The sequence below is a fragment of the Larkinella knui genome (assembly GCF_003858645.1).
Taxonomy (GTDB): domain Bacteria; phylum Bacteroidota; class Bacteroidia; order Cytophagales; family Spirosomataceae; genus Larkinella; species Larkinella knui.
Genome location: NZ_RQJP01000002.1, coordinates 672,120 through 697,610, shown reverse-complemented (window position 1 = coordinate 697,610; position 25,491 = coordinate 672,120). Strand labels below are relative to the sequence as shown.

The following is a 25,491-nucleotide window of genomic DNA, read 5'->3' as shown; positions in this document are numbered from 1 at the left end:
CCGTGCTCACAGACATGAGTCCGGGATTTGTTCTACAGCGTGTCACCGCGCAAGGTATCAACCGGCGCAGGCAGCGATTGTTGCGCCGGCGGTGTTTGCGGAGCAGGTTGGTTCGGATAAACGGGTTGGCCCGGGACACCGTACCGGTACTGAGGATCAACAATTTCGACGCCCGTAACAAAGTATTTGGTTTCTCCATTCCAGGGCAGTTTTACCAGCTTTTCCTCATAATGCAGCGTCACCCGCTGACCGGTTTTGACGGCCTGGTTGATCTGTTGGGCCACGGAGTCATCTTTCACCGAAAAATCAAAATATTGCGGAGTCAAAGAACCCGTTTCGCCCGAAAAACCGCCCACATTCAGCACTCCTTCCCACGTTTTAAAAACATACCCCCGGCGGCTGTATTTGGAGATGGTTCCGGCCCGTTCGCCATCACTGTAACTCCAGGCGGTCAGGTAATAAAATATACCGAATACAAACAGCAGAAAGACAATAGGGATTAGAAAGCGTCTCATGAATACGGAATGGTTTTGTTTGACAGGCAAATGAATACGTTACGGAGTGGAATTACAATCCGGTTTATTTTGAACGGATGGCAATGACCGGGTCCATCCGGGCCGCCACCAGCGCCGGAAGAATACCGGAAACGGTCCCGATAATGCTCGATACGCCCAATCCCAACAGAATATTGGCCGGCGACAGAATAATCACCAGACTACCCAGCTTTATGAATGACAACAAATAAACGAGTAAGATGCCGACGCCACCGCCAATTAAACTTAAAAAAACGGCTTCGAACAGAAACTGAAACAAAATTACGTAATTTTTAGCCCCCAGCGATTTCTGAATACCGATCAGATTCGTACGCTCTTTTACCGACACAAACATGATGTTGGCGATGCCGAATCCTCCTACCAGAATCGAGAAACTACCAATTACCCAACCGGCCACCGTCAGAACGGCAAAAAGCCCGGAAATGGCTTTGGCGGCTGCATCGGGGCGATTGAGGGCAAAATTATCTTCCTGCAACGGTTTCAAGCCCCGTCGGGCGCGCATCAGCCCCCGGATTTCGCTTTCCAGTTCGAGCAGACCTTCGTCCTGGTCGAAGCCTTTCACGGCAATATCGATGCTGGGATAAACCGAATGGTACATTTTGGCGAAGGCGCCGATTGGAATCAGGCATTTATTGTCGGGATTGCCGCCAAAATTGAGCAAGCTCTCGCCTTTCCGCTCCTGCACGCCAATGACGACGTATTTTAACCCATTGAGCTTAAACTCCCGGCCCACCGGATTCTGACCCGGAAACAGGGTTTCGGCAATATCGGCACCGACAATGGAAACATTGCGGGCGGCATCGATTTCCTGTTGAGAAAAATACCGTCCCTGCTCCACGGGCACATCCGAAATCTTATTATAGTCCATGGTCGTGCCCTGAATCAAGGCATCGATGCTGTTATTGCCGTTTTTGACCGTAACCTGCCCCTTAAAATCCATGGCAACGACGGCCTGAGCGGTTTCTAATCGCTCGGATAAAAATTTAAATTCACTGAGTGAAGGTTCAGGGCGTTGAAAATACTTCCACCACTGAAAATTGCCGTCAAACACCCAGGGCCATTTCTGGACGTATAAAACTTTGTCGCCAATACCGGACAGGCTTTCCTTGATATTCCGTTCCAGCGAGTCGACAATGGTGAAAACCGCAATGATGGCAAAAATACCGATGGTCACGCCCAGCAGCGAGAGCGTTGTTCGGAGGAGGTTCGAGCGCAGGGCCTGCCACGCGAACCGGAAGCTTTCGTAAGTCTGGCGGAGGAATTTCAAGGGATTGACCGGTTTATAGTGGATTAAAGGTATCAGACCCAAGTGAATCTACCAAACGATTTGAAAGCGAAGGTAGTTTCGGCGGATGTTTGGTTACTTTTTGTAGATTAGTGGTTTACGACTGCCTGAATTATGAAAAAGTTAAGTCTATCTTTCAATAATGCAATTATCCTGACTTTCGTTCTGCTGAGGGCCTGCCGAACGGGTCAGCAGAAGCCGGGCGTTCGGCAGAGTACGGGTGTTTATCAGTACGATAACGAAAAAAAAACGGCCGTTGCGCGTAAATCCGGGCCTTATTATTCGGATCGGCAGGCGGTTACGGGCAAAAACGGAATGGTAGCGTCGGCGCATCCGGAAGCGTCGCAGGTGGGTGTGGCTATTTTGAAAGCAGGTGGCAATGCGGTGGATGCGGCCGTGGCCGTTCAGTTTGCGCTGGCGGTTGTTTATCCCGGCGCGGGCAATATCGGCGGGGGCGGTTTTATGGTGTTCCGGGATAAAACCGGGCAGGCTTTCACCCTCGATTACCGGGAGAAAGCGCCCGAAAAGGCTGACAAAGACATGTACCTGGATTCGGCGCAAAACGTCATTCCCCGCCTTAGTATTACCGGGCATCTGGCCAGCGGGGTGCCGGGTTCGGTCGCCGGAATGGCGGAAGCCCACCGGCGGTTTGGCAAATTGACGTGGGCGCAGGTTTTGCAACCGGCTATTGATCTGGCCGAAAAAGGCGTGGCCCTGACCGAGCGCGAAGCCCTGGGACTAAACCGCACCAAAAAATCCTTTTTGCAGGTGAATCCGGAGAAACGGTATTTCATGAAGGCCGATACGACCGACTGGAAAACCGGTGAGTTGCTGATTCAGAAGGATTTAGGTCAAACGCTGCGCCGGATTCAGCAACAGGGCCGGGCCGGTTTTTACGAAGGCGAAACCGCCCGGTTGCTGGTAGCCGAAATGCAGCGCGGGGGCGGTATTATCACGGAAAACGATTTGAAAAATTACCAGGCTGTCTGGCGTGATCCGCTGGTGGGCACCTTCCGAAACTACAAAATCATTACCATGCCGCCGACTTCCAGCGGGGGCGTGGCGTTGTTGCAGCTATTGCGGCTGGTCGAACCGTATCCGCTGCGCCGGTGGGGCTGGAACAGCGATTCGACGGTGCAGGTGATGATTGAAGCCGAACGCCGGGTGTATGCCGACCGGGCCAAGTTTCTGGGCGATCCGGATTTTGTGAAAGTGCCGGTCAATCAGCTCATCGACAAAGACTACCTGAAAACCCGCTGGTCGGATTTTACGTTTGCCAAAGCCACCGACAGCCGGGCCATCAAAGGCGGCACCTTGCCGGGTTACGAAAGTCTGGAAACCACCCATTTTTCCGTGGTCGATCAGGAAGGCAATGCGGTTGCGATCACAACCACGCTCAACGGCGGCTACGGCAGTCGCGTGGTGGTGGGTGGAGCCGGGTTTCTGATGAACAACGAAATGGACGATTTTAGCGTAAAACCGGGCGTGCCGAACATGTTCGGACTGATTGGGAATCAGGCCAATGCGATTGCGCCCGGCAAACGGATGCTGTCGTCGATGACGCCAACGATCGTGGAGCAGGCCGGTAAATTGTACATGGTGGTGGGAACGCCGGGCGGTTCGACCATTATTACGTCCGTCTACCAAACGATTCTGAATGTGCTGGAACACGGCATGACGATGCAGCAGTCGGTGAACGCGCTGAAGTTCCACCACCAGTGGTTGCCCGACAATACCCTCTTTGAAAACGGGGCTTTTTCGGACGAAACCATCCAGAAACTGCAATCGCGTGGCTACAAGCTCGAACAACTGACCAATTCGCTGGGGCGGATGGATTGCATTTTGCTCCGGCCCGACGGCACACTCGAAGGTGCATCGGATCCGCGGGCGGACAATACATCGGTGGGCTTTTAAGTACCCACGGACTCAACGGGGCCGCCCGGCGGGCCGTGGGTACGAAAAAATTAAACCTTGCAGGCCGAAAAGCGGTTTTTATCAAATCACATGTTACTAAGCTACTGATTCACAATCATGAAAACAAAATTTCTTTCTCTGATTATTCTGTGTCTGATCAACACCGGTTTATGGGCACAAGCCACCAAAAGTGCCGCCAATACGGCCGACGTTCGCAAGCGGCTGACGCAGATTTACGAAAAAGACCAGAAAGAACGGGCGGCCTATGACGCCATTGAGCGGCAATACGGCTGGGGCGCGAAAGAAGCGCAGGATGCCCGGCAAAAAATCAAGGACATGGACAAAGAACACCTGGCCGAAGTTGAAAAAATCATCGCGCAGGTGGGCGGTTATCCCGGCAAAAGTGTGGTTGGCCAGCCGCTGGATCAGGTCGCGTTTCTGATCATTCAGCACAGCGTTGATCGGGCGGTTCACGAAAAATACTTGCCAATGGTCACGGAAGCTGCCCAAAAAGGTGAACTGGACAAAGCCGGTGTCGCTTTTTTAACTGACCAGGTGAAGGTTCAGAAGAAAGAAAAGCAGATTTACGGAACCCAGATCCACATCAACAACCAGGGTCAGAAAGATGTGTATCCTATTGAAGATGAGGCTAATCTGGATCAACGACGCAAGCAGATGGACCTGGAACCCATGGCGGCTTACCTGGCTCGGATGGGCGTGAAGAAATAGCGAAGCAGCATGACATTATCCAAGGATGAATCCCAGCCAGAAGCGTTTGAAATCTGCTGACCCGACACTTTTAGCGTTAAAATTCATCCCTGGATAGACGTTATTGCTGGCAAGGCTAAAATTCCCCGTGATTTTTGGCAATTTCCAGCAAATCCGTAATGCCTGGTGTGGTAACTTCTTCCGGCGATGCGAATTTGATGTGCCGCAGGAGTTTGCCGGTTCCTTTCAATAAACCGTTGGGATCGGGCAACTTGGTTCCGTAAAGAAAGCCCAGATTGACGCTCGACGTGAGCGGGGCAATGTAACAGATTTCGTCGGACATGCGGGGGCCGGTTCCGTAGGTGATGGTTTTGTAACCGGTATGCACAGACTCATGCGCTTCGGGCAGGATGCTTCGTACCAGCTCCCTGACCTTCAGGGTCAGGTCGCGGACTTCCGGCTTGTAGTCGGCTAAGAAGGTTTCTACGGCTTGTGTCATGGTCGGGTTTAGTTAAACAAAAGTATAGTTTGTCCATAAAAAGTGCAATAATCGCGCCGATTATAATTGTTTAATGCTAGAAAACCGCCTTTAAGCGTTAACGACTCCCTGCAAAGCTGTATTTTACCCGTAAATGATAGCAAAAGTGATTTTCTGGTTTTGGCGAAAAACCGGGAATGGAGCTGAACGCGTTGGCAAGGACTTTCAGGCCGTTATGATTCCGCGGACTTCGCCAAAGTCGACTTCTTTTTCGCCCGCCCAACCGCGCAGAATAACCGTATCACCGTCTTGCAGAAACGTCCGGGTCGAGCCGTCGGGCAAATGTATCGGGCGGGTGCCGTTCCAGCTTAGTTCGAGCAAAGAGCCGTAGCTGTCGGGCGCGGAGCCGGAAATGGTGCCGGTAGCCAGCAAATCACCGACGTTCAGGTTGCAGCCATTGACCGTATGGTGCGCAATCAGTTGGGCCACATTCCAGTAGAGATGCCGCGCATTCGTTCGGGAAATTACCACGTCATCAGGCCGATCGGGCGTTTGTAAAACCACCTCCAGGTGAATGTCAAAGTGATTTTTTCCGGTCGATTGCAAATAGGGAAGGGGCGTTGGTTGCTGTGGGGGGCTGTCGATCCGAAAGGCGTCGAGGGCTTCGAGCGGGACCACCCAGGGCGAAACGGAGGAGGCAAAGTTTTTGCCCAGAAAAGGCCCCAACGGCTGGTATTCCCAACGCTGGATGTCGCGCGCCGACCAGTCGTTGAACAACACAAAACCGAATACGTGGTCTTCCGCTTCACTGACCGAAACCGGTTCGCCTAATCCGGACGATTTTCCAATCACAATACCCAGTTCGAGTTCAAAATCCAGCGCATTGGATGGTCCGAAAACCGGCTGTTGATCCGGCCCTAAAAATTGCCCATTTGGCCGTTTAATCGGGGTGTCCGAAACGACAATGGACGACGCCCGGCCGTGGTAAGCCACCGGCAAGTGCTTCCAGTTGGGCAGCAGCGGCTCGGCTTGCGGGCGGAACATCCGGCCCACATGGCTGGCGTGCTCCTCGCTGGCGTAGAAATCCGTATAATCGCCGATGCGAATCGGCAGGTGGAGCGTTGTAGCTTTGGCATCGATCAACACGAAGTTGGCAAAGGCTTCGAGCGGTTTTTCCGGATCGGTCAGCAAGTCGATCAGGCGCTGACGAACCGCCCGGCAAACGGGTTTGCCCAATTCCATAAACTCATTCAGGACCGGTTTTTGAAATACCGCCCGGTTGAAAGCCAGATCATCGAAAAATCCCAGACGACCCACCATGTCCAGGTCAAGAATCTGGTTGTCAAGCCGTACGCCCACGCGGGGGGCGGAATCGCCGGTGCTGAAAATACCGTAGGGAAGGGTCATTCACTGATGTTATTGTAAATCGAATCCATGATTCGGACAAAATGCTGGTAATCGTCTTCGCTGAGGTCGCCCCAGCCTTTGCGCCGGATGTCGACCACCGTGGGCAGCACCTCATCGTATTTGGTCTGGCCTTCGGACGTCAGAAAAATCAGGAATTTCCGGCGGTCGTCTTCCGCCATTCGCCGTTCGGTCAGGCCTTTTTTGCAAAGCAGATCGATCATCCGGGTGACGGTCGGCGCGTCTTTCGTGGTCAGATCGGCCAGCACATTCTGGCTGATTCCGGGGTTGCGATGGAGGTGATCGATGAGCACCCATTGATCGACCGTCAGATCAAAACCGGTTTCGTTGAACTGCTTCTGGAGCGCATTCCGAATCTTTTTAATGGTGGTGTCAATCTTAAAAAAATAAGCCCGGTGATCGGAAGGATGCGTCATTCGTCAGTTTCTGTTAGCGTTTTTTCCTGAACCGGATCAGACAGCCCTGTTCATCCGGTTTCGAAATTCAACCACAAAATTACGCCAAACTAACTGACTAACAATTCTTCCAGTTTCTCCTCGATTTCCGGAATGGATTGGTACAACTGCTCATACGATTCGATCACAAAATACCGGTCCTGAAACCGGTCAATCACGTACGGCGTTTGCAGCAATTTTCCGACGTCATACGGAATGCGGCTGGGACGCGGGTCCTGTAAGCTGTACGTGGTTTCGCCCGTCGAAGACAGTATGCCCCCGCCGTAAATCCGCAACTGATCGTGGCCCGACCTTTCGTGGCCCGACCGATCGTGGCCCGCCCCGCCCGATTCCCGAATCAGCCCGAACTCCACCGTGTACCAGTACAGCCGCGAAATCATGTCGATCGCTTCCGGGTGATCGACGTGCGCCAGCGCAATGCGGCTCAGAGCCGCCAGAAAATCGCAGAAAGCCTGGTTCGACAACATTGGCACATGTCCGAACGTGTCGTGAAACATATCCGGCTCCTGGAGATAATCCAGTTGCTCCCGCCGACGTAACCAGGTGGTTGCCGGGAAGTTGCGGGCCGACATCAACTCGAAAAATTCGCGGTTGGAGATCAAACCCGGCACCGCCGAAACCCGCCAGTTGGTGAGTTGCTGCAGGCGCGGATTCAGTTCACGTTCAAAATCCGGAATGTGGTCGGCCACAAAACCGACTTTATCGATTCCGTCGAGGTAATCCTGACTGGCTTTTCCCGGCAGCAAAGCCATCTGCCGTTCAAAGAGCAACCGCCAAACGACCTGGTCGTCAGCGGTATAGGTGTCGTATGCCTGGATCATTTTTCATTGAGTGAATGAGCGATTGAGCGAATAGCTTCGCAGGGAGCAGGAAATGGCGGAGCTATTCACTCAATCGCTCATTCACTCATTCACAATTGTTAAAGCGTTCCCCGCAATTCCTGCTCGTGCTCGATGGCTTCGAAGAGGGCTTTGAAATTGCCTTTTCCGAATGATCTGGCGCCTTTTCGCTGGATGATTTCGAAAAACAAGGTCGGTCGCGGACCCACCGGTTTTGTGAAAATCTGAAGCAGATACCCTTCGTCGTCGCGGTCGACCAGGATGCCGAGCGACCGCAAGGCGTTCATTTCTTCATCGATATGACCCACCCGGTCGAGCAGATCATCGTAATAAACCGCCGGAACTTTCAGGAATTCGACACTCCGGTTGCGTAAATCCGTGACGGTCTGCACGATGTCGTCCGTCGCCACGGCAATGTGCTGAATACCGGGTCCGCCGTAGAAATCGAGGTATTCTTCCACCTGCGACTTCTTCCTGCCTTCGGCGGGTTCATTGATCGGGAATTTGATGCGCCCGTTGCCGTTGCTCATCACCTTACTCATGAGGGCGGTGTAATCGGTTGAAATGTCTTTGTCGTCAAACGAAACCAACTGGTTGAATCCCATCACGTTGGCATAGAAATTAACCCAGGTGTTCATCTCGTTCCAGCCCACATTGCCGACCATGTGATCGACGTACTTCAGTCCCACATCGTCGGGATGATGTTCCGGTTCCCAGGTTTTGTAACCGGGCAGAAAAATACCGGTATATTGGCTTCGTTCCACAAAAACATGCACCGTGTCGCCGTAGGTATGAATGCCCGACCGAACCACAAAACCGTCCGCATCCTCCTCGCGCGTGGGGTCCATAAACGGGATGGCCCCCCGGCGGGTGGTTTCTTCGTAGGCTTTCGTCGCGTCGTCGACCCACAGGGCCACCACCCGAACGCCATCGCCGTGTTTATCAATGTGTTGGCCTATTTCGGTCCCGCCGTGGAGGGGCGAGGTGAGCACCAGCCGGATTTTTCCCTGAACCACCACGTACGATTCCCGATCCCGCCAGCCAGTTTCGAGCCCGGCGTGGGCCAGCGGCTGAAAGCCAAAAGCCGTCTGGAAATAATGCGCCGACTGGAGCGCATTGGCCACGTATAATTCAATATAATCCGTGCCGTTGAGCGGCAGAAAGTCGGTTGCGGGGTCAGCAACTGGTTTTGATTGTGTTAATTCCAGCGTTTCCATGTGTTGATGAAGTTAGTCAATCCAGGACTTGTAATATTTCCCATCGTCCAGCCGAAGGGCCGCGTCTGTCAGCATGAGCGGGCGGAAGGTGTCGACCATCACGGCGTATTCCTGCGTTTCCTTTTTGCCAATGCTTCGCTCCATCGCGCCGGGATGCGGCCCGTGCGGAATACCGCCCGGATGCAGTGTGATGTGGCCCGGCGCGATGTCGTTGCGGCTCATAAAATCGCCGTCTACGTAATAAATCACTTCGTCAGAATCGATGTTGGAGTGGTTATACGGTGCCGGAATGGCTTTCGGATGGTAATCGTAGAGCCGCGGACAGAACGAGCACACCACAAATGCGTCGGTTTGAAACGTCTGATGCACCGGCGGGGGCTGATGAACGCGGCCGGTTATCGGTTCAAAATTAAAAATCGAAAAACCGTACGGGAAGTTGTAGCCATCCCAGCCCACCACATCGAACGGATGCGTGGCATACACCAGGGAATGCAGCGCACCCTGCTTCTTGATTTTGATCAGAAAATCGCCGGTTTCGTCGTGGGTTTCAAGATTTTGCGGACGTTTGATATCGCGTTCGCAAAAGGGCGAATGTTCGAGCAACTGACCAAACTGGTTGCGGTATCGTTTGGGGGTGTAAATCGGTGAATGGGACTCTACATAGAGCAAACGCGGCTGCACACCTTCGTCGAACTCGATCTGGTAGATCATGCCGCGCGGAATGATCAGATAATCACCGTATTCAAACGGGATGGTGCCCAGCAACGTGCGGAGCCGTCCCGAACCCCGATGAACGAAAATCAATTCGTCGGCATCGGCATTTTTGTAAAAGTAAGTGGTCATCGACTGCGTCGGCGCGGCCAGACCCACAATCAAATCCTTATTGATTAGTAAAGGAATGCGGCTTTCCAGAAAATCGGCCGGACTCGGTTCGAGGTTGAAACCGAGCAGTTTGCGCGAAAGGATATTCTTCTCAACCGCCACGACGGGCGTTGTATCGACACTCTCCAGCACGGCTTTCACCATCGTGGGCCGGTGAAGGTGGTAAAGCAACGACGACATGCCCTCGAATCCGATGGTGCCGAACAACTGCTCGTAATACAGTCCCGCTGCACCATCCCGGCCCGGGGGCTTTTCAAACTGCGTGTGTCGCTTGGGCGGAATCTGACCCAGTGTATGATAGAAAGGCATGGCGGTCGATGAAATACACTTACAATACTTGTTTTACTAATTATTGTTTTACTTACAATGTTACCATAAATTTTAAAAGTATTGAACAATTGGAAGAAATAATTTTCTTATAAACTGATTTTATGGATATTCGGGGCCTATCGAGCATTAAATGAGAACCGATATAGAGACCCAATAGCATTTCCTTATTTTTGTCGGCACATTACCCCAACCCGAACGGGGGCTTCTAAATCCGTATTCTCAGAGCTTCTTTCGGGAGGAATAAACTTTCAACTGACGTAAACCTGATGCAACCCACACTTCTGATTTTGGCCGCCGGGATTGGTAGCCGCTACGGTGGAATCAAACAACTGGATCATTTTGGTCCCAACGGCGAAACGATCATCGATTATTCGTTATATGATGCCATTCGGGCCGGTTTTGGCAAAGTCGTGTTCATTATCCGTGAAGAATTGCGGAAGGATTTTGAAGAAATTTTTCTGCCCAAATTAGCCGGTAAAATTGACGTCGATTTTGCCATTCAGTCCCTGACCTCCTATGTGCCGGAAGATCTGGGCGTCATTCACCGGACGAAGCCCTGGGGAACGGGCCACGCGATGCTCTGCGCCAGCGAGCATACCGATACGCCCTTTGCCGTGATCAACGCCGATGATTTTTATGGTCAGGAAGCTTTCAGGATTCTGGCCGATTTTCTGGTGAACAATACCGAGGATGATCTTCACGCGCTGGTCGGCTACGAAGTCCGGAATACGCTGTCGGACTATGGTTCGGTATCGCGGGGCGTTTGTGATCTGAATGCGGATGGAACCCTGTCGTCCGTCATCGAGCGCACCAAAATCTACCGCCAGAATGAAGGCGACCAGGCCGGGCAGATTGTTTTTGAAGAACCGGAGGGGCTAACGGTGCTGGCCCCCGATACGCCGGTTTCGATGAATTTCTGGGGTTTCAAACCGGCGGTATTTCCGTTGGTTCAGGAGCAGTTTACGGCGTATGCCCGCGCTCATGTTGACTCGCCCAAAGCCGAGTTTTACATTCCGACTATTATGACGAATCTGATTCAGCGGAATCAGGGACGGTGCCAGGTATTCCGCAGTCGATCCGAATGGTTTGGCGTGACCTATCCCGAAGACAAACCGCTGGTACAAGCTTCGTTCAAACGGTTGCACGACGAAGGAATGTACCCGGAAAAATTGTGGTAGTTTTTTAAGAATCCGGTAGTTTGGAGTCGGGCTACCTTTATTTTACCACCAAAAATGCCGGAATTAGCTTTGATGGTGATAAAATACGATAAATTGTAGGGTTAAAATCCGGTAATGAAAAAAGCGCTAAACGTGATGTTTGGCGCTTTTTTCATTACCGGACGAATGAATTGTACTATTTTATAAAACCTGGTATTTATCTTAGAAAATAAACATTTCACTATTTAAAGTATTAGTAGTAAACAACCGTAAACTATTGAACTTTTCTAAGTTTTACCTTCAAATAATAAACAACTTTTGATTTCGTAATAATTTGGTAATTGACTTGTATTCAATGTTGTATACATTTGTATCAACAAAGGGGCCGACAAGGGTTCAGTAGGGTAAGCAATTAGTTTATTGTACTATATCAAGTCTGAATACAACCTAGTTTGAATACAACCTTAGAAAAATTATGAAAACGAATTTTGTAAATAATAATGTAAAGTTGGGCTTAGCGATGCTGGCCGCAACGACCTTAGTAGCCATTGCTCCTTCATCGGCTGAGGCCCGTGTGTTGGATGGCCCGAAAGCCGAAACGAAAGCAACTCCGGTTTCTATCCGTGAAGTTGGTAATCTGAAATTTAAAGTAACGGTCAATCAGCCGGTTAATGATAAAATCGTCGTATCCATCGTTGACGATTCCAACAACAAGCTGTACAACGGCACGTTGACCAAAACGGAACAATTAGGACGGGTGTTTGACTTCTCCCAATTGGCGGACGGTAAATATGTAATCGAAGTAGCGTACGGCAAAGAGAAAGTGTCTCAGTCATTCGCTATTCAAACGCAAGTAAGCCGTGTGGTTCTGGCGCGGAACTAAGCCTTCGGGCCTTTCCGCTTTAACCCACTAATTCTCGTCCACCTTTGTACAGTAAAACAGCCGGTCAGATTTTCGAATCTGACCGGCTGTTTTAATTAGACGGAATGCCAACAAGGTCGCCGGCGACATTTCCGGCAGAAAAACGCATCGTCGTTTTTGAAGGCCATTCGGTTTTAAACCGCATCCGAAAAGTGGACAATCAGCATTGAAAACCGGTTTATTCCGTTTGGTTGCCCCCGGTATTGGGAAAGAACCGGGTGCACCACGACCGGGGAATCCGTTGCGGCTTCCAGTCAGAAGCTTCCTGATAAATTTCACGGCCCTTTTTTCGTATATAAAACCAGAACGGCTTACTTGCCGTTATTCTTCAAACCAGAAACGCATGGAACCAAACGAAACCGCACCGGATTCCGACAAACTCGATCGCATCATCGACGCCCGTATGAAGCTGAAACGCCGGTTTGAGGAAGCTATCCAGAACACGCCGTCGATGGCCGACGACAAACCGCTGGGATCCGGTCCGCCGAATCGCCACGGGATGCCGCAGGTGCCAAAAAGTCAGACGGTTACGAAAAAATGGCCGGTTCTCGACCTGGGTCACCATCCCAACATCCCATTGACCAAGTGGCAACTCGCCATCGATGGTGAAGTTGAACACCCGATTCGGCTGAAATGGGCCGATTTTATGGCCTTACCGCAAACGAACGATGTGAGTGATTTTCACTGCGTGACGACCTGGTCGAAGCTGGATATGGCCTGGGTGGGCGTCCGGTTTGCGGATCTGGCCGCGCTGGTGATGCCCAAAGAAACGGCCACGCACGTGATGTGTTACGGTTTCGATGGGTATTCGACCAATATGTCGCTGGAAGAAGCGCTGAAATCCGACGTGTTGCTTGTTCATACCGTTGATGGCCAGCCGCTTCCGATTGAACACGGTGGCCCTGTCCGGATGATTACCCCCCAGCTCTACGCCTGGAAAGGGTCCAAATGGATCAAACGAATTGAGTTTATGGCCGGAAACCGCCTGGGATTCTGGGAAGAACGCGGCTATTCCAATACCGCTTACCCCTGGCGGAATGACAGATACAGTTAAAAGTTGTTTCGCAGAGTCAAGCAGAGAAAAACTCCGCTTACCTCTCTTTTTCTCTGCTTAACTCTGCGAAATAACGTTCAAACTTAGATACTGTTTTCCATGAAGGCGTAGCACAGCATGTGGCAGATCGTCATGTGGGCGTCTTCCACGCGGCCGTAGTGCTGGGAGTCGATGACGATGGTTTCGTGGGCCAGATCGGCGAGCGTTCCGCGTTTGCCGCCCACCAGTGCGACGGTCGTCAACTCGTGGTCGTTGGCCCACTGAACGGCTTTGACGAGGTTGGGCGAGCTGCCGCTGACACTCATCGTCAACACCAGATCACCCGGTTGGGCGTAATTCTGCAGCTGCCCGACGAACACATCATCGTAGGAATAATCGTTGCCAAGTGCCGTTATCCAGGCGGTATTATCGTTCAGCGACAGGCAACGAAACCGCTTGCCGAGCCGATCGGAGGCACCTTTGCCCAAATCCGTGATAAAGTGCGACGCATTGGCGGCACTGCCGCCGTTGCCAAACACGAAAAATTGCCGGTTTTCCTCCCAGCAGGTTTTCAGCAGCTTGACGATTTGCGCTACACGGTCGACCGGAATGGAACGGATCGCGGCCTGATGATGATCCAGGTATTGTTCAAAATACGTTTGCATACAAAAAATAAAAGTTGAAGACTGGGCGAGTTACCAAACCGAAACGCGCGTTTTCCGGCTCGACCCCTCATTTTACAAATTTAAAGCACCAATGGGGACGGTATTTTCGCCTAATTCGGCCAGCCGAATAGCCGGGCCCGGCTGAAAAGCACCCATGATATACGCAGGAAGCGCCTTTTCAACAGCCGCCCGCAGCGGTTCGCCGGTCAGCGACAGACCACCCCCTAATACAATTACTTCAGGATGCAGCAAATGGACCACGTGTGACAGCGCAAAAGCCAGATCATCGGCTATCCGTTCGAAAATCTGCCGGGCTGTCGGATCGCCCTGATCGAAGGCGGCCCGGAGAAACCGGGCTTCACCGGTTTCGGCCGGACCGACCAGTTTCTTCAAAATGGAGTCCGTCGATAGGTCCGCAAGGGCCCGCCGAATTTCGTTATCGACTGCCCAGCCAGAACAGGCCGACTCGAGTGTTTTTCCGGATTTGTCCAGCCGAATGTGGCCAATTTCGGTTTCGCCCGGCGGCATTCCGTGGTAAATTTGACCGTCGATCACCATTCCGCCCCCAACGCCACTGCCCAGGGTGACGTAGAAAACCTGACGAAATGTGCGCCCGGCTCCGTAGAGCGCTTCGCCCAGAGCCGCCACATTAGCGTCGTTTTCCACCCGGATTCGGTCGGCTGACGTCCGCTGCCGGAGCCAGTCGGTCAGGCTAAATCCGGACCAGCCTTCGATCTGGTGGGAAGTGGCAATCCGGCCGGTTTGTGTGTCGACCGGCCCGCCAAATCCAACGCCGACGGCCTGGACCGGTTCAGCAAGTTGGCCAATAGCCTCCTCGATGTGGGCTAAAATACCGGCGGCCCCGCGCGCTTTGTCGACTGTATATCGATATTGTTTTACAAGGGTTGTTCCTTCGCCCGCTACGACTTGCAGTTTTGTACCGCCTATTTCAATGCCAAGATTCATTCTGTTGGACGGAGTTACGATCCGCCATGCCAAAGGCCCAGTGGTTGGTTTGAGAAAAATCGATTGCCTGTGACGCTGAGTCACGCGGCAAAGTAAACAAGAAAATGCTTACTGGAGGGTATCTTTTTGAAGATGCGGGTAATTTCGTCCCGTCAGCGCCGGAAGTTGAATAGGGAAGCCGTTTTGCCAGGAATCGGCCCCGGAAACCGGGGGGCGGCCCAGGATGTCGCTGCGGAGCTGCCGCGTTTTTGCCGATGATACGTTGAGCCGTTTGTCACGGTTTTGCAACAGCGTTGGATCGAGCTGGCCGTCTCTCGTAAAGCCCATCATGAGGGCGGGGCCGCCGTAAGGCAGGGTCGAATCCTGGTCGGAGTGCCACAGTTGCCAGGTTTTTCCATAACTGGTTACCAGTTTTTCCATCAGGTTGTGTTCGGTTGCCGGGGCCAGGCCGGGCGCCACCAGCACCCCGCTTTTGACATCGTACCGGTAACTATGCCAGAGCTTTTTTTCATCTTCCGGCAGCGTTTTAAACAGGCGCTCCGAAATGATGTATTCCAGGCCCGTGGCCCGGGCGTTCTTCCCATTGCCGTCAAAGAGAATACATTGGGCTACATCCTGGCTAAGCGGTGAACAGTAGCGGTGAACTTCGAGCTGGCCCGCCCGGTGTCCATTGTAAAAATGAAAACCGGTTGTGTATACTTGAAACTGGTTGACCGGGCTTGTTCCGACACCGGAATTGACGTTTAACTTCTCGGTTTGAGTCGTTTTGGTTGAATCGGCAGATTGAGTTTGGGAAGCCGTATGATCTCCTCCACAGGCCAGCATGAATACCGTCAGTCCTACATAAAACCCGAATTTGATCATTTTAACTGGCGATACATTTCCTTTGCTCTATCCTGAACCACAACGGGTAGAATTTGTTTGCAGCGAATTTTAATTGAGTACCTGCCCGTTCAGGAATGCATTTGATCGGCCATAAAACCGGGAAGGACTGGTTTAAATTTCTATTTGCTTGTATATAAAAATGTAATTGCGTTAGTTTAAATGAAAAGGTTGTCGTTCGTGATTACTAATTTTAGAATTGTGAATGAGCCCTAATATCAGTAAACCAATGACAATAGCAACGGCAATCTGCAGATGCGAAATCAGATTAAACTGGGATGACTCGCTTTTTGATTCCTTAACAAGACTCTGACCTTCAGTATATTGTATTTTAATTAAATCATTCAGGCACTTGATCGACTGTTGGAAAAGAACCAGTCCGTGTTCATTAAAAAGCGCACTGCCAGCTTCCTTGTTTCCGGACAGACTCAGCCGCAGGATGTCGTTTTCTACGGAAGCATAGTCTTTGAGCCGGTTTTTAAATGTTTGCAGGCTTTTAGCTTCTTCGGCAATCAGGAATGTTTTTTCATAATTTCTGATCAGTGAATCGATAGACCGGTTTTGTTTTTTTAGCTGTAACGCCATTTCTGCCGGTAAGGGCGTGGTCGTTGAAAAAAGATAGTTTTCAACTAAAAGCCGTTTGGTGTATAAATTTTCGCTTAAATAAACCATGTCGACGGCGGGAATAAGCCGGTCCTGATAAATGGACGCAAACGACTTATCTATTCCTTTTATCGTACTTCTTGAGAGAAATGTGCTCAGCACAACCAATACCATAATTCCGGTCAGAAGAACGGCTGCCTTTACTTTTTGCTGAATGACAAATGACCATTTCATAGGCTACATAATTTATAGTGGGGCGAAAATACCGCTTCTTCTTGCTATATACTGAACGAAAATAAGGGTAATTCCATATAGTTTTTAATGATTGCTGACGGGTTGCCCGATTATCCTGCTGCGGTTCCCGAAAAAGACGACACCGGCCAGGCGGTTGGATTTTGGTGCCAACTTAAATTTGTCGACAATGGATTTTCTCCTAATTTTAAAGTAAATATTCCTAGACAACTTACGATCCGGTTCCCATGTACAAATTTCTTTTGCTTGTACCGTTCCTTTTTGTCATTCTTTCCATCTCCGGGACGGACAACCGATCGGCGTGGTTTTCTAAAACCACTCTTCAGGATACGGCCAAAATAGATCGCGATTATGCGCTGGAAGCGACAATGACGGGCTATTTTGGCAAGGATGGCGCCCGAAACCCCACTTTACGGGCCAATAAAGGCGACCGCGTCCGCATCACGATCACCAACGGTGAAACGATGACGCATGACATCAGCCTGGAAAAACTCAAGGTGAAGAGTAAGACCATCCTGGAAAAAGGGTCCAGCACCAGCATTACCTTTACGGCTGGCCAGAGCGATACGTATTTCTGCTCGGTTCCGGGCCACCGGGCTGCGGGTATGGTCGGCAGCTTTGAGGTGGTGGAAGGCGTGATCACGAATGCGACGATTGCCGGACAAATACCGATGAAAGACGGAAAACCGCTCAACCTGAATTTTGAGACGGGTACTTTAAACGACTGGACCGCCACCGGCGACGCGTTTGCCAACCCGCTTTTCGGCGAAGATCCTTCGCCGGTTCACGAGAAAGACATGCACATCGGCTTCGAGGGGAAGCATTTTCTGAGCAGCGGAGGAACCACAAACTACAAACTGACCGGCACCTTGACCTCCGTGCCCTTCAAAGTAACCCAGCCTTTTGCCGCTTTCCGGGTTTCGGGCGGGGCATTGCAGGATACACGCGTTGAACTCGTTCAGGCGGGCACAAACAAGGTTATTTATCACATCACGGGGCAGGGCAGGGCTACGCTTCAACCCGCTGTCGTGGATTTGCAGCCTTATCTGAACCAGGATATTTTCATCCGGATCATCGACAACGAAACCGGGATTTCGCAGATTCCCTACATTCCGAATGACAAATGGGCGCACATCAATTTTGATGATTTTGAATTTTATGCCACGCGTCCGAATTTTCCGAATGAGCTGAATCAGAAGGACATCATTATTCTGCCGCCCCTCGACCCCGTTCTGAACGCCGGTCTTTCGGGAATTGAAGCGGCCAGGGTAATGACCCCGCCCAAAGGCTTCAAAATTACGCTGGCAGCGGCCGAGCCGGCGATTGTCCGGCCCATCAGTTTCACGATTGATCCGCGGGGGCGGCTTTGGGTGGTTGAGGGCCACACCTATCCGGTTCCGGCCCCGGAAGGGCAGGGGAGAGACCGCATCCTGATTTTTGAAGATACCAACGGCGACGGCACCCTGGACAAGCGAACCGTTTTTGCCGAAGGACTGAATCTGGTCAGTGGTATCGAAGTCGGAATGGGGGGCGTCTGGCTCGGTGCGGCACCGTATCTGTTGTTTATTCCAACCGATTTCAAGAACGACAAACCGACGGGGCCGCCCCAAAAACTGCTCGACGGCTGGGGCACGCAGGATACGCATGAAGTACTCAACAACTTACGCTGGGGACCCGACGGCTGGCTTTATGGCAACCACGGGGTTTTTACCCATTCCAATGTTGGCAAACCGGGGGCTCCGGATTCGGAACGGACGAAAATCAACGCGGGCGTCTGGCGGTATCACCCAACGACCCACCAGTTTGAGGTATTTGCCGAGGGCACCAGCAACCCCTGGGGAATTGACTTCAACGACTACGGCCATGCCTTCATTACCGCCTGTGTGATTCCCCATATGTACCACATGATTCAGGGCGGGCGGTATTTCCGGCAAGCCGGCAAACACTTTAACCCCTATACGTACGACGACATCAAAACCCACGCCGACCACGTTCACTGGTTGGGCGAACGCGGCCCCCACGCCGGTAATTTCAGGTCGGCTTCGGCGGGTGGTGGTCATGCCCACGCGGGAGCCATGATCTACCTCGGCAATAGCTGGCCGCAGGAATACCGCAACGGTATTTTTATGAACAACATCAACGGCGCCAAGCTGAATCACGACCGCCCGACGCGCGCCGGATCGGGGTATATGGTGACGCACCGGCCGGATTTTATGGCCATGAACGATTCCTGGTCGCAATGGCTGAATATGAAATACGACGCCAGTGGTTCGGTGTGGGCCATCGACTGGTACGATAAAAACCAGTGCCACAGCTCCAATCCGGATGTGCATGACAAAACGATGGGGCGGATTTTCAAGATTACCCATGAAAATGACAAGTGGGTGCGGGTGGATCTGTCGAAGGCGTCGGATAGGGAACTGGTTGCTTATCAGTTGAATCCGAACGAATGGTATGTGCGACAAGCCCGCACGATTTTGCAGGAGCGCGGCCCGAATAAGAAGGTGCACAAGGCCTTGAAAGAAATCCTCGCTAAAAATCCGGATGCAACCCGGAAGCTGCGGGCTCTGTGGGCGCTTCATGTGACGAAAGGCCTTACCGAAAATGAGCTTGTGGATTTGCTGGCCAACGAGAATGAATACGTCAGAAGCTGGGCCATTCAGCTCCTGGCGGAAGACAAAGCGGTATCGCCGGAAACCCTGAAACGCTTTGCGGCTCTGGCACAAAATGACAATTCGGCGCTGGTACGACTCTATCTGACATCGGCTCTGCTTAGGCTGGAGCCAACTCAGCGTTGGGCCGTGCTGGAAGCTCTGGTTCAGAAAGCACAGGACAAGGAAGACCATAACCTGCCGCTGATGGTTTGGTATGCCACTGAACCACTGGCGGTTGTGGATGCAAAACGGATGCTTCAACTGGCTGAGAAAGCCAAATTGCCCAAAATTCTGCCGTATACAGTTCAGCGCATTGGCGCTATCGGAAGCGACGATTCTAAAAAATTGCTGAAAGAATTTAACGACCGTGTAGGCAAAATGGAACACTCGCACGAACAGCATGAGGTACAGATGCTGCTCGCCAGGCTGTTGGAAAAGTAACCCGGGATCGGGGCGGTTCTCGCGAAACCCGCAGCAGAAAAATGATCAAATTAATAGTGGCCCGGTTTTGATGGTCAAAACCGGGCCACTGGCTTTTAGCACCTGAGTACGTCCTGATTCTGCACCGCTTAGTGCGTATAACAACGACCGGTTTTGCTCTGAATCCGGATTCGATACACGACCGGATACACCGCTTTGTGATCCGGGGGAGTAATTTCTCCGGGATACCCCATTTTTTCACCGGCGAAGACCGGAATTTTTCGATGCTCGAGCAGGTATAGGGCGTAATCCCGATCATCCCCTTCCAGTTCCTCAAACGTGCCTTCGATGAGAACGCTGCGCCAGACGTTCTCACTCAGCATTTCATCAATTTCAAACGCGACGTGGGGATTCTTCCGCAATAGCTGGGTTTTGGTGCCCTCGCGGGTGAGACCCAAAATGACGTTGCCGTCATAATAATACATGACCGGCTCAATCAGAATGCGATCATCAGCGGCACAGCCGATGCGGCCAAAATACTGGTTGACCAGCATGGAGTCGATTACTTCGGGAGTTAGTTCGGTTAACATAGGATTTAGAGTTTTACAGTTTGCCAGCCATACACATCCGGGTATAAAACCAGGGTGCCGGCCGGATCGACTTCGACGGTTTGGTACGTAATGACGACGGGGACCGGGCTGGGCAAGACCACCGTTCGGGAGGGAAGATTGACTTGACGACTTTCCAGAAAAGCCGGGGTAAAAACCGGTGCCAGCAAGAGTAGATTCGCCAGTTCGACGGGCTTGGCGACCCGGATGCAGCCGTGACTTAAAAACCGATTGGTGTGACTGAACAACTCGCGGTGATTGGTATCGTGCAGGTAAATATCATACGGACTGTTGATGTCGAACTTCATCACGCCCAGGGCGTTGTCGCAGCCGGTCGACTGGCGCAGCCGGTAAGGAAAATTTTGGGCCGAGAGCGCATTCCAGTGAATGGACTCCGGGGCCACGGCTCGACCTTGAGCATCCAACACCTGCAACTTCATGGCATCCAGAAACCCGGACGGATTGCGCTTTATTTTGGGCAGAAATTCGTTGACGGCAATCGACCGGGGTACGTTCCAGTAGGGATACGTAATGATTCGGGTCAGTTGCGCGCCAAAAAGCGGGGTTGGCGTGTGTGGATTTCCGACAATAACCCGCGACCGCAGAACTTCTGTTCCCTGCCGATTCAGAACCCGAAGCGTAGCCGATGGAATGTTAACGACCACGATGAGGTCGGCAGACAGGCGATTTAGCCAGCGATAGGCGTTTAAGGCAGACTGGAGCTGTGCCCGGTATGGTATGGAATCAGTCCCGGCAGCGAGCAGCGGGTCGAGGGTGGCCCGCAAAAGCCGATACGGTTCGAATACCGGTTCCAGCGATTGCCATTGAGCGACCCAATCGGGCGTTTTTGTCAGGATGCCGTTCACAACCCGGGCCACTTTGACCGAATCGATTTGCTGCGGCAGTTGCCAATGGCTCAGCCGGTCGGGTCGGTTGCCATAGGCCAGTTCATACGCCACGCGGCTCACGGTAGCACTATCCAGCCGGATTCCGGTCGAATCCAGCCCCGACCGCAGGAGAAGCTGGTGCCATTCGGTCAGGGTTTGGCCAAATACCGTCTGCAATCGCACGGCCAGGATAAGCAGCACTACCCATAGTCTCTTTGAATTCATCGTTGGAGCAAAGTTGACAGGAACAGCTCCAAAGTACGGCAATGTTGATGCTACCTGCGCTAACTATACTAAGGTTCTAAACTGATTTAAATCAGTTGGTTAGAAAAGCAATGTCAGGGCAAACCCGGAGAACGCCGTCTAGTTTTGTCCTGCTCTTCAGCATTTCTGATCCATTCCAAACCTTAACCCACAGCCATGACTTTTGAACCGAACCGTCATCAACTGGCCTTCGTGCTGCCCGAATCCTTCCGGAAAGCGGAGGTGATTTTTCAGAAACGATTTGACGACAAGCAGGAAGTACACCTGGTTGTTGAACCCAATCGGTGCCCCCGGCAGGTGGTTTCTACCCGACATCTGAGCAGCGGCCTCTGGCATGTTATTCTGGATTGGTGGGACGGGAAACGGCATTACTGGGCCGAAAAGGATATTCTGGTCGACTAAGCGATGATAAACGCTCCAATTGCCACTGTGTGTAATCCAATCTGATATGAAAACCATCCTTTTAGCAACAGATTTTTCAAAAAGTGCCAAACCGGCTTCTGAGTTTGCCCTCCGGCTGGCCGAGTTATTGAAAGCCCGGCTTGTGCTATTGAATGTGTATCACCATCCGCTCCGTATCCCGGTTTTACAGGCGGTATTTACTCCCCTGGAGGAAAAAAATAAAGTGCGCGCCCGGCGGAAACTGTACCGGCTGCGTGACCAACTGGGGGAAAAAAGCACCGGAAGTGTGCCGATTTCGGTGTTGGTCCGCGAAGGCGAGACGCTAGTTACCATCGAAGCCGTCGTAACCGAACAGAAGGCGGATTTGCTGATCATGGGAACCGCCGGAGCCAATTCCCCCGGAGCGCAGTATTTTGGCAGTCAGGCTACCGAAATGATTCTTCGGACCCCGGTTCCGCTGCTGCTGGTTCCGCCCGCTGCCCATTTTGTGCCGTTTAAAAACATCGTGGTAGCCCTCGATCTCGGACAACCGGTGGATGCGCTGGCACTGGATGGCGTACTCCGGTTTACCGCCCGTTTCGATGCGTTTCTGACGATTCTCTGCGTGAGCGACAAACCGGCTGATCCACTGATCAGGCAGGCCGCGGAAGCCATTCGGGACTTGCTGCGCCACCAGCCCCACACGCTGACGGTGGTGAGTGGAACCGATTTGACCTCCACAATTCTGCAATTCACGACCGAAAACCGGGCGGACTTGATCATGATGGTACCTAAATCCCATAACCGATTCCTGTTTTCCATTCTCGAAAGCAATACGCAGCAGATAGCCCGGCAATCCGATGTGCCGGTATTGGCCATCCGATAATGACCCGGTGAACGGAAATGAGGCCCTTCCGGCTGGCCCCAAAAAGGTGTTTTGACGGGGATAAGACTTAAAACTACAATCAAAAAACGGACTACTATGAAAAAAATACTGCTATTAACCGACTTTTCGGAAGCGTCTCAAAAAGCGATTCATTTTGCCCAGGCCTTGTTTGACGATACAGCGGCAGAATTTTATTTGTTACATGCCTATCCCATCGAACCCGATGCCATGTACGGAACGGCTTTTCTGATGGAAGAGGCCGAGCGAAGCGCGCGCCAGAGTTTGCAGGAACTGTTGTCGGAACTGATGGCCAATTTTCATCCGCCCTATCATTCCTTCCACATTCAAACCGCTCCCGGTAGTCCAATCGGCGCCGTGGAAGCGGCACTGGAACAGGATGCCTACGATTATGTGGTCGTAGGTGCCAGTGGCTCCGGATTTATGCCGGTGTTGGGCAGCGTGGCCACGGGCCTCATCCGGCATGCCAAAACCAACGTGCTGGTTGTTCCCCAAACGACGGCCATCAAACCCATCCGCGAAGTTGTGCTGGCAACGGATTACAGCACGCTCAACCACGTGTCCTGTTTACAACCCCTCAACGAGCTGGTAACCCGAAAAAATGCGCGGTTGACGGCTTTGTCAATTGTAAAAAGCCAGACGCCGGGGCTAATTGCGGCAGGATTTGAGCAGTATAACCGGCAACTCGCCCAGGTATTTGATTCCGTGGAATCGGGACCTTATTTCATTCTGGACAACGATGTGGAGCACGGTATTACCACCTATCTGACCACCCATTCCGTCGATTTAGTCGTGACAGTTCCCCACCGGAAAACGCTGTTGGATGCGGTTTGGAACCGAAGTCTGACACGACGGCTGGCCTATAATCCGCAGGTTCCGTTGTTGGCCGTATATGATCCGGAACTCGTTGATCAGGTACAGGCTGAAAAGAATCTGGTGAAGGAAGTCTAATGAAGAGTAAGCTGAGTAAATAGAAAAGCAGGGATCGGTTGGTTCCTGTTTTTTTTGCATCAGCCAGCCTGGTGAATTCAATGCTGCTGTGGCTTTCCGTACTACTGAATAACGACGGATTATTTCCTGATTTGTATCGATCAAACTAGTGATATTAATCATAGTATTGGTCAGGTCGGATCATTAAAAATCGGATTTCCCTACTTTAATTTTGTCCGACAACCGCGCCATTTTCTTCAGGAATCTGAACCATCGTCTGTAGGATGGTTTGTTCACTACCGCAAGTAAACCACCGTTATACGTACGCAGGCAGATTATGTCGACACAACTATTGATTATTGAAGACGAAGAGCAAATTCGTGAAAATGTGGCCGAGTGGCTGCGCCTGAATGGCTTTGAAGTAGAGACGGCTGCGGATGGAAAACAGGGCGTTACCAAGGCTTTTTTGCAGCGACCGGATCTTATTTTGTGCGACATTATGATGCCGAATATGGACGGTCATCAGGTGCTGGAAACGATCCGGAACAATCGCTCGCTGGCCAGTGTACCCTTTATGTTCCTGACGGCTAAAACCGAAATGAGGGACCTGCGCCGGGGTATGGCGCTGGGAGCCGATGATTATCTGACCAAACCGTTTACGGGCGAAAGCCTGTTGCAGGCTATTGAAAGCCGGCTACAGCGCGAAGCCTTACGAAAAGCCAGTCTAAAAGCCCGCATGGCCGAACAACGCCTGAAGATTGCCCAGACGGCCGGGCACGAATACAACACGTCGCTCAACGGCGTGATTGGACTGTCTACGCTGCTGAGGGATCACCTGGATGAGTTTGCCGGTGAAGATGCGGTATCGATGCTGGAGACCATACGCGTTTGCGGTTTGCGACTGAAACGGTCGCTGGATAACATTCAGCTGATCGATACCCTGCAATACATCGATCCCGGCCACGCGGCCTACGATTTTTTTACGAGCGGTACGGCTCTTATTAATTTAGAACAGGTAAAAGAGCAAATCCGGCTGGTTGAAAGCCGTCAGGAGGAAACAATTCGCTGGAAAATCGATGTCATGGACGCCCGACTCCGGATCGCAGACGAAAATCTGTTCACCATTTTAGATGAATTGATTGATAATGCGGCCAAGTTTTCGGATCAGGCGGAAGTGATGATCAAAGGGTATTTGGACGAAGGCGGCTATCGGCTTATCGTGTCGAATAAAGGCCAGCTGTTTAAGCCCGAAAATACGGCTCAAATTGCACCCTACACCCAGTTCGAACGAAAAAAGTACGAACAACAGGGGTTCGGGCTGGGATTGGCCATCGTTAAAAAACTGGTTGAATTAAACAATGGGTTGCTGTCGATCGTTTGCAAGCCGGATGGCTGGACGAACGTGATGGTTTGGCTTCCCTGCCAAATCACTCAGCCGGACGTTTGACCGGGTGATTATTCGCCCAGGGCTTGCTTTCCGTCCGAGAAAAACGGCCGGTTTCGGGTTGCTTCGAGAAACCAATGAAACGGATGTTCAGTATAAAACCGGATTGGCGGTTGAACTTCACCCCATCGGGCGGCTGGCCGCCCGGAAGAAGTGGCGGAACTGATCATCGGGCTTTCGTCGGGTAAAGCATCGTTCGTGACGGGGTCGTGGTCGTATTATCCCGTTGACGGTGGCTATCTGGCCCGGTAATCGGGCGGTATTGACTCACTCTGTAACCAGCCATCGGAATCTGTGGATTTGCCACGGACTCCGATGGCTGGTTTGTTTTATCGGGCCAGGGAATAAATGATCTATCGGGTGAGCAGGCCATCCGTTGAGGGCTCTATAAGTTAATTTCGGTGACTTGGAAGATAGGGATGATATTTGAAA

24 protein-coding genes are annotated in these 25,491 nt (G+C 51.9%); 10 read left to right on the top strand and 14 right to left on the bottom strand.

The features are described from left to right. Positions 1-32 precede the first annotated feature (32 nt). Entirely contained in the window at positions 33-515 is a 483-nt protein-coding gene (locus tag EHT87_RS11740) for a DUF8785 domain-containing protein (protein WP_124906812.1), read from the bottom strand. Between the two features lie 64 nt (positions 516-579). Continuing rightward, entirely contained in the window at positions 580-1,821 is a 1,242-nt protein-coding gene (locus EHT87_RS11735; RefSeq protein ID WP_124906811.1) for an ABC transporter permease, read from the bottom strand. Between the two features lie 132 nt (positions 1,822-1,953). Here EHT87_RS11735 and ggt point away from each other — a divergent pair, with 132 nt between their 5' ends. Together ggt and EHT87_RS11725 are read left to right on the top strand one after the other, a co-directional pair. After that, positions 1,954-3,753 (top strand): gamma-glutamyltransferase, encoded by a 1,800-nt coding sequence (ggt, locus tag EHT87_RS11730; protein WP_124906810.1) that lies wholly within the window; start codon positions 1,954-1,956, stop codon positions 3,751-3,753. 117 nt (positions 3,754-3,870) lie between these two features. Continuing rightward, positions 3,871-4,482, top strand: a complete 612-nt coding sequence (locus EHT87_RS11725) for a DUF6624 domain-containing protein (protein WP_124906809.1) — start codon at positions 3,871-3,873, stop codon at positions 4,480-4,482. A gap of 115 nt (positions 4,483-4,597) precedes the next feature. On the opposite strand, the gene EHT87_RS11720 is transcribed toward EHT87_RS11725, so the two are convergent. The 6 genes from EHT87_RS11720 to EHT87_RS11695 all read right to left on the bottom strand — a co-directional run bounded on the left by EHT87_RS11720 (position 4,598) and on the right by EHT87_RS11695 (position 10,066). Further along, entirely contained in the window at positions 4,598-4,960 is a 363-nt protein-coding gene (locus EHT87_RS11720) for a DUF1801 domain-containing protein (RefSeq protein WP_124906808.1), read from the bottom strand. A 204-nt stretch (positions 4,961-5,164) separates the two neighbouring features. Continuing rightward, positions 5,165-6,346: a fumarylacetoacetase gene (gene fahA, locus EHT87_RS11715; RefSeq protein WP_124906807.1), complete on the bottom strand. Its 1,182-nt coding sequence runs from the start codon at positions 6,344-6,346 to the stop codon at positions 5,165-5,167. After that, entirely contained in the window at positions 6,343-6,780 is a 438-nt protein-coding gene (locus EHT87_RS11710) for a MarR family winged helix-turn-helix transcriptional regulator (protein WP_124906806.1), read from the bottom strand. Before EHT87_RS11710 ends, fahA begins: the two co-directional genes overlap by 4 nt. 89 nt (positions 6,781-6,869) lie before the next feature. Further along, entirely contained in the window at positions 6,870-7,640 is a 771-nt protein-coding gene (locus EHT87_RS11705; protein ID WP_124906805.1) for a phenylalanine 4-monooxygenase, read from the bottom strand. A gap of 98 nt (positions 7,641-7,738) precedes the next feature. Beyond that, positions 7,739-8,875, bottom strand: coding sequence for a 4-hydroxyphenylpyruvate dioxygenase (gene hppD / locus EHT87_RS11700; protein ID WP_124906804.1), 1,137 nt, complete (start codon positions 8,873-8,875; stop codon positions 7,739-7,741). Positions 8,876-8,887: 12 nt separating this feature from the next. Continuing rightward, positions 8,888-10,066: a homogentisate 1,2-dioxygenase gene (locus EHT87_RS11695; RefSeq protein ID WP_124906803.1), complete on the bottom strand. Its 1,179-nt coding sequence runs from the start codon at positions 10,064-10,066 to the stop codon at positions 8,888-8,890. A gap of 287 nt (positions 10,067-10,353) precedes the next feature. Here EHT87_RS11695 and EHT87_RS11690 point away from each other — a divergent pair, with 287 nt between their 5' ends. The 3 genes from EHT87_RS11690 to EHT87_RS11680 all read left to right on the top strand — a co-directional run bounded on the left by EHT87_RS11690 (position 10,354) and on the right by EHT87_RS11680 (position 13,220). After that, complete coding sequence (locus EHT87_RS11690; protein ID WP_124906802.1) at positions 10,354-11,265, top strand: nucleotidyltransferase family protein; 912 nt, start codon at positions 10,354-10,356, stop codon at positions 11,263-11,265. Between the two features lie 454 nt (positions 11,266-11,719). Further along, a complete protein-coding gene (locus tag EHT87_RS11685; protein ID WP_124906801.1) occupies positions 11,720-12,127 on the top strand; it encodes a T9SS type A sorting domain-containing protein in 408 nt (135 codons plus the stop codon). 382 nt (positions 12,128-12,509) lie between these two features. Further along, positions 12,510-13,220 (top strand): sulfite oxidase-like oxidoreductase, encoded by a 711-nt coding sequence (locus EHT87_RS11680; RefSeq protein ID WP_124906800.1) that lies wholly within the window; start codon positions 12,510-12,512, stop codon positions 13,218-13,220. A gap of 83 nt (positions 13,221-13,303) precedes the next feature. On the opposite strand, the gene EHT87_RS11675 is transcribed toward EHT87_RS11680, so the two are convergent. The 4 genes from EHT87_RS11675 to EHT87_RS11660 form a co-directional block, all read right to left on the bottom strand. Continuing rightward, the gene (locus EHT87_RS11675; protein ID WP_124906799.1) at positions 13,304-13,864 is read right to left on the bottom strand and encodes a D-sedoheptulose-7-phosphate isomerase; all 561 of its coding nucleotides are present in this window, start codon (positions 13,862-13,864) and stop codon (positions 13,304-13,306) included. Between the two features lie 72 nt (positions 13,865-13,936). Continuing rightward, on the bottom strand, positions 13,937-14,830 hold the full coding sequence (locus EHT87_RS11670; RefSeq protein WP_124906798.1) for an ROK family protein: 894 nt from the start codon (positions 14,828-14,830) through the stop codon (positions 13,937-13,939). A gap of 108 nt (positions 14,831-14,938) precedes the next feature. Then, on the bottom strand, positions 14,939-15,694 hold the full coding sequence (locus EHT87_RS11665; protein ID WP_124906797.1) for an OBAP family protein: 756 nt from the start codon (positions 15,692-15,694) through the stop codon (positions 14,939-14,941). 171 nt (positions 15,695-15,865) lie between these two features. Continuing rightward, entirely contained in the window at positions 15,866-16,549 is a 684-nt protein-coding gene (locus EHT87_RS11660) for an MCP four helix bundle domain-containing protein (protein ID WP_124906796.1), read from the bottom strand. 245 nt (positions 16,550-16,794) lie between these two features. Here EHT87_RS11660 and EHT87_RS11655 point away from each other — a divergent pair, with 245 nt between their 5' ends. Then, positions 16,795-19,662 (top strand): PVC-type heme-binding CxxCH protein, encoded by a 2,868-nt coding sequence (locus EHT87_RS11655; RefSeq protein WP_124906795.1) that lies wholly within the window; start codon positions 16,795-16,797, stop codon positions 19,660-19,662. A gap of 128 nt (positions 19,663-19,790) precedes the next feature. Here EHT87_RS11655 and EHT87_RS11650 read toward each other — a convergent pair whose 3' ends face one another. Beyond that, complete coding sequence (locus tag EHT87_RS11650) at positions 19,791-20,231, bottom strand: pyridoxamine 5'-phosphate oxidase family protein (RefSeq protein ID WP_124906794.1); 441 nt, start codon at positions 20,229-20,231, stop codon at positions 19,791-19,793. A 5-nt stretch (positions 20,232-20,236) separates the two neighbouring features. After that, complete coding sequence (locus tag EHT87_RS11645; RefSeq protein ID WP_124906793.1) at positions 20,237-21,361, bottom strand: L,D-transpeptidase family protein; 1,125 nt, start codon at positions 21,359-21,361, stop codon at positions 20,237-20,239. Positions 21,362-21,556: 195 nt separating this feature from the next. Here EHT87_RS11645 and EHT87_RS11640 point away from each other — a divergent pair, with 195 nt between their 5' ends. The 4 genes from EHT87_RS11640 (at position 21,557) to EHT87_RS11625 (ending at position 25,062) form a co-directional block, all read left to right on the top strand. Beyond that, entirely contained in the window at positions 21,557-21,802 is a 246-nt protein-coding gene (locus EHT87_RS11640; RefSeq protein ID WP_124906792.1) for a hypothetical protein, read from the top strand. A 46-nt stretch (positions 21,803-21,848) separates the two neighbouring features. Next, positions 21,849-22,667, top strand: a complete 819-nt coding sequence (locus EHT87_RS11635; RefSeq protein ID WP_124906791.1) for a universal stress protein — start codon at positions 21,849-21,851, stop codon at positions 22,665-22,667. A 96-nt stretch (positions 22,668-22,763) separates the two neighbouring features. Continuing rightward, complete coding sequence (locus EHT87_RS11630) at positions 22,764-23,636, top strand: universal stress protein (RefSeq protein ID WP_124906790.1); 873 nt, start codon at positions 22,764-22,766, stop codon at positions 23,634-23,636. A 316-nt stretch (positions 23,637-23,952) separates the two neighbouring features. Continuing rightward, the gene (locus tag EHT87_RS11625) at positions 23,953-25,062 is read left to right on the top strand and encodes a hybrid sensor histidine kinase/response regulator (RefSeq protein ID WP_124906789.1); all 1,110 of its coding nucleotides are present in this window, start codon (positions 23,953-23,955) and stop codon (positions 25,060-25,062) included. Positions 25,063-25,491: the final 429 nt, after the last annotated feature.